Source organism: Shewanella sp. OMA3-2 (genome assembly GCF_021513195.1).
GTDB lineage: Bacteria > Pseudomonadota > Gammaproteobacteria > Enterobacterales > Shewanellaceae > Shewanella.
On the sequence record NZ_CP090974.1, the window covers coordinates 3,503,851 to 3,516,086 of the forward strand.

The following is a 12,236-nucleotide window of genomic DNA, read 5'->3' on the forward strand; positions in this document are numbered from 1 at the left end:
ATCTTAATAAAGGCTATTACTTTTCCAGTAGAGGCTGGAGCTGTTTATCGATTGCTTCACGGGCGCGAAATATCCGCGACCTTACCGTGCCAACGGGGCAATCCATGATATTGGCAATATCTTCGTAACTCATACCATCAAGTTCACGTAAAGATATGGCTATCTTTAATTCTTCAGGCAATGTCTCGAGGGTATCAAAGATCACTTTACTCATTTGATCTTTCATTAATAACCGCTCTGGTGAAGCAAATTCTTTTAAAGCATCACTGCCTTCATAGTATTCAGCTTCTTCAATATCAACATCACTTCCAGGGGCTTTACGACCTTGTGATGTAAGATAGTTTTTTGCCGTATTAACTGCTATTCGGTACAACCAAGTATAAAAAGCACTATCACCGCGAAAATTAGCAAGTGCACGATAAGCTTTAATAAAAGCTTCTTGTGTTACGTCCTGCACATCCGCTTGATTTCGAACATATCGTCCGATCAGACTCATTACTTTGTTCTGGTATTTCATTACCAACAGGTTAAAAGCGTTTTTATCGCCTTGCTGTACACGCTCAACTAATTGTTGATCACTATATTGTCCACTCATCCGAGCCGACTACTCCTAAATCTGTATAACTGATATTCAGCCGCTCGAATCCTGTTCATATAAGTAGACAGAGCATTTTGATAAAAGTTCGATAAAATATAAAAAAATTCATTTTGCTGGCTTTATGCCACATAAATACTAAATAAACACTTCTAGCATGAACAAAATATCGGCTTAATGTACCCAAGTATGGTGTTTTGATTTACCATTACTGAACCATTTCTTGACCCATGATACCCGATGATACAAGCAGTTGAATACCAATCTGACATTTTGGTTATAGGTAGCGGTGCTGCAGGGCTTACTTTAGCACTACATTTAGCAGAAAAGTCGTCAGTTATTTTACTTTCCAAAGGCCCTTTAGCCGAAGGTTCAACCCTGTATGCACAAGGGGGAATAGCGTCGGTTTTTGATGAAGATGACACCATTGAATCTCACGTCAGTGATACACTTATTGCCAGGGCGGGATTATGTGATGAAGCGGTGGTTAAATTTACCGCCGAAAATGCTAAAGCTTCTATGCAATGGTTAATAGATTGCGGGGTTGCTTTTGATAAAGAAGAAACGTTAGGCAACCAAAAAGATGCACCTTATCATTTAACCCGTGAAGGTGGGCACAGCCATCGCCGCATCTTGCATGCAGCTGATGCTACAGGCAAAGCGGTACAAACCACACTACAAGAACGCGCATCAAACCACCCTAACATTAAAGTATTAGAACGCTACAATGCGATCGATTTAATCACTTCTCGCAAGCTTAATCGTCCTGGTAATAGAGTTTTAGGCGCTTATGTGTGGAACCGAGATAAGGAACACGTCGAAACTATTACAGCCAAGTTTGTTGCCCTTGCCACTGGTGGTAGCTCAAAAGTTTATCAATACACTTCTAATCCCGATATTGCCAGTGGCGATGGTATTGCCATGGCATGGCGTGCAGGATGCCGCATTGCGAATATGGAGTTTAATCAATTCCATCCAACTTGCTTATATCATGCGGAAGCTAAAAACTTTTTACTCACTGAAGCACTTCGAGGAGAAGGGGCTTACTTACTTCGCCCTGATGGAAGCCGTTTTATGCCTGAATTTGATGACAGAGCTGAATTGGCGCCTAGAGACATTGTGGCTCGCGCTATTGACTATGAAATGAAACGCTTAGGCTCAGATTGTGTTTATTTAGACATTAGCCATAAGCCAGCCGATTTTATCATCAAACATTTTCCAACTATTTATCAGCGTTGCTTAGAGTTAGGTATCGACATTACTAAAACAGCTATTCCAGCTGTACCTGCAGCACATTATACTTGCGGTGGCGTAATGACAGACTTGCATGGCCAAACAGATTTAAACGGCTTATATGCTGTTGGTGAAGTTGCATACACAGGGCTTCATGGTGCCAACCGTCTTGCGAGTAACTCGCTACTTGAGTGCCTTGTGTTTGCCCGCGCAGCCTCGCAAGATATTGAAAGCCAATTGCAAAAAATTAAAATGCCAGAAAAAGTGCCGGTATGGGATGAAAGTAAAGTCAGTAATTCTGATGAAGAAGTCGTTATTGCCCATAACTGGCATGAGCTGAGACTGTTCATGTGGGATTATGTCGGGATTGTCAGAACGGATAAACGCTTAGAGCGAGCAATGCGTCGTTGTATGATGTTACAACAAGAAATTCAAGAATATTATTCAAACTTTCGTGTCAGTAATAACTTACTTGAACTACGTAACCTTGTGCAAGTTGCGGAGCTGATTATCCGTTGCGCTATGGAGCGTAAAGAAAGTCGAGGTCTGCATTATAACCTTGATTATCCTGAGTTACTTGATAATCCACAACCGACTATTTTACAGCCAAATTGATAGATTAATTAGTCGCAACTGCGATGGAATAAACGAGGCAGTGATTGCGAGCGATGAGAATAACTTGCTATCAATGCCTAGTTTGATTAGCTAGACGACATAAGGTTCTGTACTGAGTGTTGTCTAACATATCCGCCCAAACACAACATATTTGACGCGACTGATCTTCAAATTCAAGGTAGAGAAAGCAAAATAACGGACAAATAAACGCTGCTTTACCAAAGGTAAATGATTGACCATTTACTAAGCGCCCACCCAACTTTCCCTCAATTATTATCTGGCACTGCCATTTTTTCAACAACCATAGCTGCCACGAAAACAACACAGGCACAAGCAATATAAGTATATAAAATAGACTGTTAAATAATATTGAGTCCATCTGCGGCCAGGCTATAAAACTGGTCATGACGACAGCAAATATTATCCAGTAGCATAAGTACTGATTAAACGATGCACTCAACACAAACAAGTTTGCGTGAGTGCGGTTGGAGGCTTGCTTAAGGTGCTGGGCGTCCACGAACTTTAATTACCATTGCAGCAAGCTGAGCATCGGGGCATTGTTCGTGCCCCATAAACCACGCAAATAATTCAGGGTCTTCGCACTCTAGAAGACGAATAAAAGTTTGCTTATCTTCATCAGACATATCTTGATATTGAGCCTCTATAAATGGCTGAAGCAGTACATCGAGCTCTAACATTCCGCGGCGACAAGCCCAGCGGACTCTAGCAATATTCATTAATTCCAACACAATACTCCTGCGAAAATTTAGGTTAACCCTATTGATATTAGTCTGCTAATCCTATGCGATTATCAAAATCTTGTACCTGCTGATCTAACCCTAAGAATAAATCAGTAAAATCGGTTTCAAGTAAACTTTTTACTGCCGGATGTTGGATCATACGTTCAGCAAACATGACATGATATTCTTCTTTAATATCGGTGGTTTCGCCTAACAAAACCATTCCTTGCGAAAGTATATCATGACGATAAATAGACGGGGCGACAAAAATACCCCGTTTAAAATATCCAAATGCTCTCATCATAGCCGCATCATCAAATTCGCCTAAAATACTGACATTGAGGTTTTTCTCTGCAAACCAGCGATGCAATTGTTGGCCTAATGATGTGCGGATCCCCGAGAATAAGTAGCTTCTCTTGCTCTAAACATTCAGGGAATTTAGCATCAATAGGATGAGCACAGAAAAAACTGACCCCACATTCACCTAACTTTTTAGATAGAATATCAGTGTACTTTAATGCCTCACCGGCACAATCAGACAGTATCATATCAAGCTGATGTTCACGTAATCTAGCGATCAAGCTTTCGTGGGTAGACTCATAACACGCTAAATGTATCGAACCATCATGGGGAATGACGGTTAATAGCACCCTGCTTACCAATGCTTTGGACAAAGCATCAGCTATTCCGACTTCAAATAGTACAGATGAGTCTTTTTGATAGTTAAGTAAATCCAGCATTTCGTTGCTTAAATTAAACATTTTATCGGCATAACGATAAACAACTTCACCAAGTTCAGTAGCCTCTAAATTGCGCCCAACTCGCTTAAACAGCGCGCCCTTCAGCCGCCCCTCTAGCAAACGCATTTGACCAGTTATAGTTTGAGGCGCTAAACACAATGCTTCAGCAGCTTTAACTACTGAACCTTTTCGCTTAACCATCCAAAAATAATAAAGATGATTATAATTAAGATGTTGCATAGAATCAGCCTTTTTAAAAGTACATCTTTTGCAATGCAGGCATGAGTAAAACCCACACTGTACAAACTGTTTAACTTCACTTAATACGCCCATTCACTGAGTAAGTGAAGTCTGTGAAACAAAAATCGCCCACATAAGTGAGCGATTATTTCTATAAAAACACAGCAAAATAAGGCCGTTATTGACTACGACAATCCATCAATGAATTAATCACAGTCTCAAGATCATCACTGTTAGCAACATTGCCCATAGAAACTTGCTCAGTTAATGCATCCACAATGTCTGTGCTATCAGGAATATGGCTAACACAGTATTTAGCATTGGCTTTTTGATAACGTTTGCCTGCACGGTATTTAAGTGCACGCGACTCATAACCACCTTGAGCATTAATCTTTTTTGCAGGTACATCTTTACGGTACATTAAAGCACCATCAACTACACCTTCAAGATAACTGTGGCAGCTTGGACTATCTGAGTCGGTTAAACAGACATCAAATGAATTAGCTACAACTGGAGTGGTAAACACTCCTAATGTCACGGTAAAAGCAATAACGGATAAAAATTTCATTATTTTGCTCCTTTCTTAGGTAACACTTTATCCAACCAGAAATAGCCGATTAACGCTGCAAACAAAGAACCGGTTAAAATACCGAGTCTTGCAAAATCACCAAATGCTGCTGGAGAGTTTTCAAATGCAAGTGAAGCGATAAAAACTGACATAGTAAAACCAACACCACACATTGCCGCGACAGGCGCGATTTGAGTCCAGCCAATACCAGGTGGCAGTTCAGCCCATTTAAGCTTCACGGCTAAATAGCTAAACAATAACACACCAACTGGCTTACCTAATACTAGACCTAAAATAATACCTATGGTTATTGGTTCAGCAAATGAACCTAACGTCATATTAGCAAGCGATAATCCAGCATTAGAAAAGGCAAATACTGGTAAAATTAGGAAGGTACTCCAAGGGTGTAAGTTATGCTCTAAATGCTCAGAGGGTGAAGTACCATCTTTAGCCCTTAATGGAATACAGAATGCAATAATGACCCCTGCAAGCGTCGCATGAACACCCGATTTTAGTACCGCAACCCATAATATAAAACCGAGTAATCCGTAAGGCGCTAATGAAGTGACCCCTTTACGATTAAGCGCAATCATTAACACAATTGCGACGGCTGCAATGATCAGGCTTAGCATCGACAGATCGGTACTGTAAAATAATGCAATAATAACAATAACGCCTAGGTCATCTATAATGGCCAAAGCTAATAAAAAGACTTTTAGTGCAACAGGTACACGGCTACCCAATAAAGCCATAATACCTAAAGCAAAAGCAATATCAGTTGCTGCGGGAATAGCCCAGCCGACTTGCGTAGCGGGATCTGAATAATTAAACATCAGATAAAATAATGCAGGAAAAACCATCCCCCCGATTGCCCCAAAAGTGGGTAAAGATGCTTTAGCGACTGTCGATAACGCACCTTCCAATAATTCACGCTTAACTTCTAAGCCGATTAGCAAAAAGAACAATGCCATTAAGCCATCATTAATCCATAATAATAATGGCTTATTAATATCTAACGAACCGATACGAACCTGAACGCCTGTATTTAAGAAACCTTCATAAAAACCCGACAGTGGTGAATTTGCTAAAATCATGGCCAAGGCGACGGAGACCATCAAAATAATGCCGCCTGCTGACTCTTGGCTCAAAAAGTTTTTAATTGCTCTTTCCATATGTAACTCCTAAAAATCGATGCTTCGAGTCTATACTAGATCAATAACATAAATATAATCGGATGTTTCGAGTTAATACCTCGAAAAAACCGAGTTGGATTAATAATGCATCAGATTTTTTTATATTAACCCCTATTAACGGGCTTTAAACACTACAATAACCTGTTTATTATTGTTACCACCACTAGCTTAATGATTTACATATACAAAAAATTTACCTTACCATTAATTAATTGGGCATATTTTTACCAACCCGAAAAGCTTCATTAAGTTATTTATGCTCAAACAACTCATAGTTGTATAATCTAAATCTATAGCACATAAAAAATCAGGGATATCATGAGACAATATTTGGATCTTTGCCAACGTATCGTAGACGAAGGCACTTGGGTTAATAATGAAAGAACCAACAAACGCTGTTTAACCATTATTAATGCCGACCTGAGTTATGATGTTGCTCACAATCAATTTCCACTGGTAACGACTCGGAAAAGTTTTTGGAAGTCGGCCATAGCTGAAATTATTGGTTATATGCGCGGTTATCAGAATGCCGCTGATTTTCGTGCATTAGGGACAAAAACCTGGGACGCCAATGCCAACTTAAATCAAGCATGGCTTAACAACCCGAATCGTAAAGGCGAAGACGACTTAGGATTAATTTATGGTGCTTTGGGGAGAGCATTCCCTAAACCTAATGGCGGCCATGTTGATTTATTGCAAGGCATTGTCGATGACCTTTCAAAAGGTATTGATAATCGAGGAGAAATCTTAACTTTTTTACACCCTGGGGCATTTGATTTAGGCTGTTTACGCCCTTGTATGTACGAACATCACTTTTCATTGCTTGGGGACACCCTGTATTTAAACAGCACTCAACGCAGCTGTGATGTGCCGCTAGGCTTAAATTTTAATATGGTTCAAGTGTATGTATTATTAGCATTAATGGCACAAATAACCGGTAAAAAACCCGGTAAGGCTTACCATAAAATTGTTAATGCCCATATTTATGAAGATCAATTAGCCCCAATGCGGGATATTCAACTAAAACGCGAGCCCTTAGCCGTGCCAAAGTTAATTATTAATCCAGACATAAAAAGCCTAAAAGACATAGAGACCTGGGTGACTTTAGATGATTTTAAAGTTGAAGGGTACCAGCATCATGATGCAATTCAATACCCATTTGCGGTTTAATGCGACATTTAATTAGCTAAAAATCAATTTCAACCCGACTACAAACAACAGGCCTGCAAAGGCCTTTTTTAATATTGGTGTAGGTAAAGTACTCGCAGCTTTGACGCCCAAAGGAGCAAAAACCATTGAACTAATAATAATACCGAGTAGTGCTGGTAGGTATATATAACCTAAGGTGCCAGAGGGTAAATCTGATGCATTAAAGCCTGCAATGACGTAGCCCGTCGTGCCAGCAATAGCGATTAAAAACCCCGTTGCCGAAGAGAAACCTACTGCTTGCTTCATTTGCAAACCGCAAAGAGTTAGAAATGGCACTAATAATACCCCACCACCAATTCCCATCATGCCAGCGACTAATGCGATTAAAATAGACACAACAAACAATACCCATAAAGGGGGTAGCTTACCTTCGCCTTTTGACTTAAAAGGGAATGCCATTTGAATAGCCATCAAGACGACAAACACCGCAAAAGCTTGCTGCAGTTGATCCGATGGAATCATCTCTGACACAAATCCTGCAGACAATGCACCTAAAACAATACCAGGGAATATGGGCTTAAATAACGACCAAGGAATATTACCCCGTTTATGATGAGCGATTGCTGAAGATAAAGAGGTTAAAATGATTGTGCTTAATGAGGTTGCTATGGCGACATGGGTTAATTGAGAAGAGTGAATGCCTACCCATGGCAGAATATATAACAATGCAGGTACAATAATCAGCCCACCGCCAATGCCTAATAACCCAGCCAAAAAACCAACTATTGCCCCTAATCCAAGGCAGATAGAAAAAACAAGTAACAAATTGTCCAAGATATTCCCTTAACATTGATAAATATAAACTAATGTAAAATATCTTCTAATTGATGCTGTTGAGTAAACTCAAACAGCACTTGCTTGACTTGGGTAGCATTAGAAACAGATAAGCAAGTTGCCAGAACTTGGCTTAACTGAGAATGCGATACACGTCTAAGAAGATAATTAATCCGCGCTAAACTCGCTTGGTTCATACTGAGTTTGGTGTATCCCATAGCCACTAACAAGAGTGCACCATAGGGTTCCCCCGCAAGCTCACCGCAAACACTAACATCTAACTCATATTGTTGGCATTCATCCAAAGCCCGTTTTAGCGCCCTTAAAATACTGGGATGATAACTATCAAATAATGAACTGACATTGGGATTATTACGATCAACAGCCAACAAGTATTGCGTTAAATCATTACTACCAACAGACACAAAATCAACCCGCTTAGCGACATCATCTAACTGATATAGTAGTGCAGGCACCTCAAGCATTACACCAATTTTGGGTCGAGTCAGCATATTATTTAATTCAACATTCAACTCATTATAAGCCTGATCAAGATATTCAATAGTTTGATCTATTTCATCTAAATTGCTGACCATAGGTAATAGGATTTGTAACTGTTTCCCCTCGCCTCCCGCTTGTAACATCGCCCTTAATTGCATTAAAAACAACTCTGGATGATCAAGCGACAATCTAATGCCGCGCCAGCCTAGAAAAGGGTTATCTTCTTTAATGGGGAAATACGGTAAAGGCTTATCCCCGCCGACATCAAGAGTTCGCATAACAACAGGGCGATCCCCCACTGCATTTAATACACTTTGATAAACTTTGATTTGCTCCGCTTCACTGGGGAAACGTTGATGCAGCATAAAGGGGATTTCGGTGCGATATAAACCAATACCATCGGCTCCGTCAGCAATATCTGACTCCACACCACTTAATAAGCCTGCATTCAAATATAAATGAATACGTTTACCATCTAGCGTTTGTGCTGGCAGGGAAAGTTCAGCTAAAAAACGTTTTTGTTTTTCTGCATCAACCCTAATAAGTACTTGATATTCAGCAACAACAGTAGGTGATGGCGACACTAGTAATTGACCACGATTGGCATTTAATACCAATAGTTTATTATCAATATTACTCTCTAAAACCTGCTCAACACCAATCAGTGCAGGGACACCTAAAGCTCTAGCAAGAATAGCCGCATGGGCATTGACACCGCCCAGTTGAGTTACAATACCCGCTAATTTATGCCGTGGAAATTCGGCCAACATAGTCGCATCGACTTCTTTAGCAACCAAAATCACTGGGGTTTCAGGTTCAAACTCCAATTTATCTGGCTCAATTAATTGACGCAGTACCTTTTGACCCAGTTCGCGTATATCACTTGCTCGTTCTTTAAGATAAGGATCATCCATCGCTAAAAATTGATCAATGTAGCGCAGAGATACTCGGCTAACGGCAGATTCAGCTCGCCAACCCGCTGCGACTTCACGCACATATTCACCACCCAAACTGCTGTCATCAAGCAGCAGTTTAAAAGCGGAAAAAATAGAGGCTACATCTTCTGCCTTATCACGCTCGAATCGCTGTGAAATAGCAGCCAACATGTCTTTACTGCGATTAATAGCCAACTTAACCCGAATGGTTTCATGTTCTATACTTTCACATGCTAAATCAGCTTGCTCTAAGGAGATCACACCTCCAAGTACCAACCCCTTAGCGATCGCAATGCCACTTGATGCAGTGATGCCACTAAAGACCACTTGATCCTGTACATTAGTCATGGCCGCTTTATTTTTTAAACTGCGGATCACCACGGCTAATTGCGCTGCTAATGTCATTAAAAATGCTTCTTCACCCTCACTAAATTGACGAGGGTTAGGCTGCTGAACCACAATGACGCCTACCACCATTTTTTGATAAATGATCGGCACAGCAAGAAAAGCGCGATATTCTTCTTCTTCGACTTCAGGGAATAATTTAAAACGTGGGTGAATTCTTGCATCAGCTAAATTGACAGCTTCTTCACGTTCAGCAGCTAAGCCGACTAACCCTTCGGTCAATGGCATTCGAACATGGCCAACTGCAGATTGATGTAGCCCCTCTGTAGCAGAAAGAACTAACTGCTGTTGCTCAAGAAGATAAACAGAACAACACTGGGTTGCCATAGCATGCTTAGTTTGCACAACCAATAGCGATAACGCCGCTGATAACGTGTTAGCAGCGGCAACGGCCTGTGTAATATCCCTAAGTGTATTTAACACTGTCTTGTAATCCTTTAATAATAATCCTTAATTTCGGTTGCGGCCTCTTCGCCTATTGTGATTAATCTCTCTGGTTTGCAAAGCTAACGTGATTATTGCAAATTCCTTCATCACTTTTCGGTAAACGTCCCGTTTAAATGACACCACTTGCCTAACAGGATACCAATAACTGACCCAGCGCCAATCATCAAACTCAGGATGGCCCGATGAATTCAAGTTAATGGTGTTGTCATGACCTTTTAATTGTAGCAAAAACCATTTCTGCTTTTGTCCGATACACACGGGTTTGCTGTCTTGTCGAATTAATCGCTTTGGTAAACGATAACGTAACCAAGAGCGAGAAGTAGTCAGAATTTGGACATGTTCAGGTAATAAACCGACTTCTTCATATAATTCACGATACATGGCTTGTTCGGCTGTTTCGCCTTCATCAAGCCCACCCTGTGGAAATTGCCAAGAATGCTGACCAAATCGTCGCGCCCACATAACTTGACCAAACTGATTACAGATAATGATGCCCACATTTGCGCGAAAGCCGTCGCTATCAATCACATGGACTCCAATTTTACAAAAATTTTCATTAATGTGATTGTTTCACAAAGCTTGCTTATCAGCAAACCCCTATTTGGGGCATTTTATGGGATAATTATGATTTTTACTCACTCTTATCAACAATTAATCACATCCTGCATGCTCGTTATCCACAAAATCTGTGGATATGTCTGTTTGAAACTCCCGTGAACTTAATAATTTGATTAAAAAACCACTCATTACAAAGTGTTTAAGAAATTAGCCGCAATCAATTTAACCAATAAAAAACAACATCTTAATAAACAAAAAATATCAAACCACCCTAGATCAACAAAGGTTGGCCATTTTTTAACCACCCATAAAGTTATCCCACAACATCTGAGTAGCAACTAAAACTTATTCACAAATAACAACTGAAATTTTAAAGTAAAATGCTTTTTTTGCTTATAAAAGTGATTGACTCACGCTTTTAGTTCGGTTAAAGCCCCCTACTTTGATATGTTATGCAACAAAACTGTGGATAACTATGTGGGAAAGGCTAGGGATAAAAGCGTGTAACTTTTTTTAAGTCGATTTATTCTTTAAATGAAAATACGTTAAATTGCTTTATTTCATCAACTTAAATGGCTCTTTGACGAATAAATAACTTCACCAAAATTAAATGAGCATTATTTGACCACCCCATTATAACTCGCCTAAAACCTGCGATAACCTCGTTATAATCAAAAGAGTTTTATCATCAAACCGTTTAAGGATATTTTTCAATTGTTTATTACAAACGGTTGCACTAGAGACCAATATTGATAATCTACTGCTATAACTCAATATCATCAGCTTATATGTTATGCCGAAACCATCACCACAAAGTTTGACAGAACTTATGCAACGAGCCCATGACATGGCTGGCGTGTCGTTAGCTGACATTGCATTTGAAAATGGTATCAATGTGCCTCAAGACTTAAAACGGGATAAAGGTTGGGTAGGACAACTGATAGAAATGGAACTTGGTGCTATAGCCGGTTCAAGACCTGAACCCGACTTCATCCATTTAGGAATAGAATTAAAAACTATCCCGATTGATCAAAAAGGTAAACCGCTCGAAACCACCTATGTCACAGTTGCGCCGCTGACTGATATTCATGGCCTGACTTGGGAGCAAAGTGTGGTGTTTCATAAGCTTCAATCTGTCCTTTGGGTGCCCATCGAAGGTGAACGTCATATTCCGGTTGGACAAAGGCGAGTCGGTACTCCGCTGCTTTGGTCACCATCAACAGCAGAAATGGCTCTACTAAAACAGGATTGGGAAGAAATCATGGAAAAGATTGCTTTGGGGAAAGTCGATAACATTACCGCTCGTCATGGTGAAGTGTTGCAATTACGACCTAAAGCCGCAAACAGTCATACATTAACCGAAAGCATTGGTCCTGATGGGACGATTCAATTATCTAATCCACGAGGATTTTATTTGAAAATCCCCTTTACCCAGCAGATCCTTAGGAATGCATTTCTGTAAGATGTGTTTATTAATTTAAGC

General features: G+C 40.1%; 11 protein-coding genes and 1 pseudogene. 3 read left to right on the forward strand and 9 right to left on the reverse strand.

All coding sequences use genetic code 11. The features are described from left to right. Nucleotides 1-16 precede the first annotated feature (16 nt). A complete protein-coding gene (gene rpoE / locus L0B17_RS15445; RefSeq protein ID WP_235086019.1) occupies nucleotides 17-595 on the reverse strand; it encodes an RNA polymerase sigma factor RpoE in 579 nt (192 codons plus the stop codon). 240 nt (nucleotides 596-835) lie between these two features. Here rpoE and nadB point away from each other — a divergent pair, with 240 nt between their 5' ends. Beyond that, nucleotides 836-2,443: an L-aspartate oxidase gene (nadB, locus tag L0B17_RS15450; RefSeq protein WP_235086020.1), complete on the forward strand. Its 1,608-nt coding sequence runs from the start codon at nucleotides 836-838 to the stop codon at nucleotides 2,441-2,443. A gap of 70 nt (nucleotides 2,444-2,513) precedes the next feature. On the opposite strand, the gene L0B17_RS18325 is transcribed toward nadB, so the two are convergent. From L0B17_RS18325 to nhaA, 5 genes and pseudogenes are all read right to left on the reverse strand, one after another. Then, entirely contained in the window at nucleotides 2,514-2,849 is a 336-nt protein-coding gene (locus L0B17_RS18325; protein WP_443019899.1) for a protein YgfX, read from the reverse strand. 91 nt (nucleotides 2,850-2,940) lie between these two features. Next, complete coding sequence (locus L0B17_RS15455) at nucleotides 2,941-3,189, reverse strand: FAD assembly factor SdhE (RefSeq protein ID WP_235089867.1); 249 nt, start codon at nucleotides 3,187-3,189, stop codon at nucleotides 2,941-2,943. Nucleotides 3,190-3,229: 40 nt separating this feature from the next. Beyond that, nucleotides 3,230-4,163: pseudogene (gene nhaR, locus L0B17_RS15460) on the reverse strand (transcriptional activator NhaR). Nucleotides 4,164-4,341: 178 nt separating this feature from the next. Further along, nucleotides 4,342-4,731 carry a hypothetical protein gene (locus L0B17_RS15465; RefSeq protein WP_235086021.1) on the reverse strand — a complete coding sequence of 130 codons (390 nt, stop codon included), beginning with the start codon at nucleotides 4,729-4,731 and terminating at the stop codon, nucleotides 4,342-4,344. After that, nucleotides 4,731-5,903: a Na+/H+ antiporter NhaA gene (gene nhaA / locus L0B17_RS15470; protein ID WP_235086023.1), complete on the reverse strand. Its 1,173-nt coding sequence runs from the start codon at nucleotides 5,901-5,903 to the stop codon at nucleotides 4,731-4,733. The genes L0B17_RS15465 and nhaA overlap by 1 nt, the downstream gene beginning before the upstream one ends. Before the next feature lie 339 nt (nucleotides 5,904-6,242). Here nhaA and L0B17_RS15475 point away from each other — a divergent pair, with 339 nt between their 5' ends. Next, complete coding sequence (locus L0B17_RS15475) at nucleotides 6,243-7,094, forward strand: thymidylate synthase (protein ID WP_235086025.1); 852 nt, start codon at nucleotides 6,243-6,245, stop codon at nucleotides 7,092-7,094. A gap of 12 nt (nucleotides 7,095-7,106) precedes the next feature. Here the strand turns inward: L0B17_RS15475 and L0B17_RS15480 are convergent, their stop codons facing one another. The 3 genes from L0B17_RS15480 to rppH are packed head-to-tail and all read right to left on the reverse strand — an operon-like array spanning nucleotide 7,107 to nucleotide 10,723. Continuing rightward, a complete protein-coding gene (locus L0B17_RS15480; RefSeq protein ID WP_235086026.1) occupies nucleotides 7,107-7,907 on the reverse strand; it encodes a sulfite exporter TauE/SafE family protein in 801 nt (266 codons plus the stop codon). Between the two features lie 29 nt (nucleotides 7,908-7,936). Next, the gene (ptsP, locus tag L0B17_RS15485) at nucleotides 7,937-10,171 is read right to left on the reverse strand and encodes a phosphoenolpyruvate--protein phosphotransferase (RefSeq protein ID WP_235086028.1); all 2,235 of its coding nucleotides are present in this window, start codon (nucleotides 10,169-10,171) and stop codon (nucleotides 7,937-7,939) included. Nucleotides 10,172-10,198: 27 nt separating this feature from the next. After that, nucleotides 10,199-10,723, reverse strand: coding sequence for an RNA pyrophosphohydrolase (gene rppH / locus L0B17_RS15490; protein WP_235086029.1), 525 nt, complete (start codon nucleotides 10,721-10,723; stop codon nucleotides 10,199-10,201). An 823-nt stretch (nucleotides 10,724-11,546) separates the two neighbouring features. Between rppH and mutH the strand changes: the two genes are divergently transcribed. Continuing rightward, complete coding sequence (mutH, locus tag L0B17_RS15495; RefSeq protein ID WP_235086031.1) at nucleotides 11,547-12,215, forward strand: DNA mismatch repair endonuclease MutH; 669 nt, start codon at nucleotides 11,547-11,549, stop codon at nucleotides 12,213-12,215. Nucleotides 12,216-12,236 lie beyond the last annotated feature (21 nt).

Excerpts from the sequence above, each read along its gene's own strand:
- nhaA (WP_235086023.1), bottom strand. The coding sequence starts at position 5,903 with ATGGAAAGAGCAATTAAAAACTTTTTGAGCCAAGAGTCAGCAGGCGGC.
- nadB (WP_235086020.1), top strand. The coding sequence starts at position 836 with ATGATACAAGCAGTTGAATACCAATCTGACATTTTGGTTATAGGTAGC.
- L0B17_RS15465 (WP_235086021.1), bottom strand. The coding sequence starts at position 4,731 with ATGAAATTTTTATCCGTTATTGCTTTTACCGTGACATTAGGAGTGTTT.
- mutH (WP_235086031.1), top strand. The coding sequence starts at position 11,547 with ATGCCGAAACCATCACCACAAAGTTTGACAGAACTTATGCAACGAGCC.
- L0B17_RS15475 (WP_235086025.1), top strand. The coding sequence starts at position 6,243 with ATGAGACAATATTTGGATCTTTGCCAACGTATCGTAGACGAAGGCACT.
- L0B17_RS18325 (WP_443019899.1), bottom strand. The coding sequence starts at position 2,849 with ATGACCAGTTTTATAGCCTGGCCGCAGATGGACTCAATATTATTTAAC.
- rpoE (WP_235086019.1), bottom strand. The coding sequence starts at position 595 with ATGAGTGGACAATATAGTGATCAACAATTAGTTGAGCGTGTACAGCAA.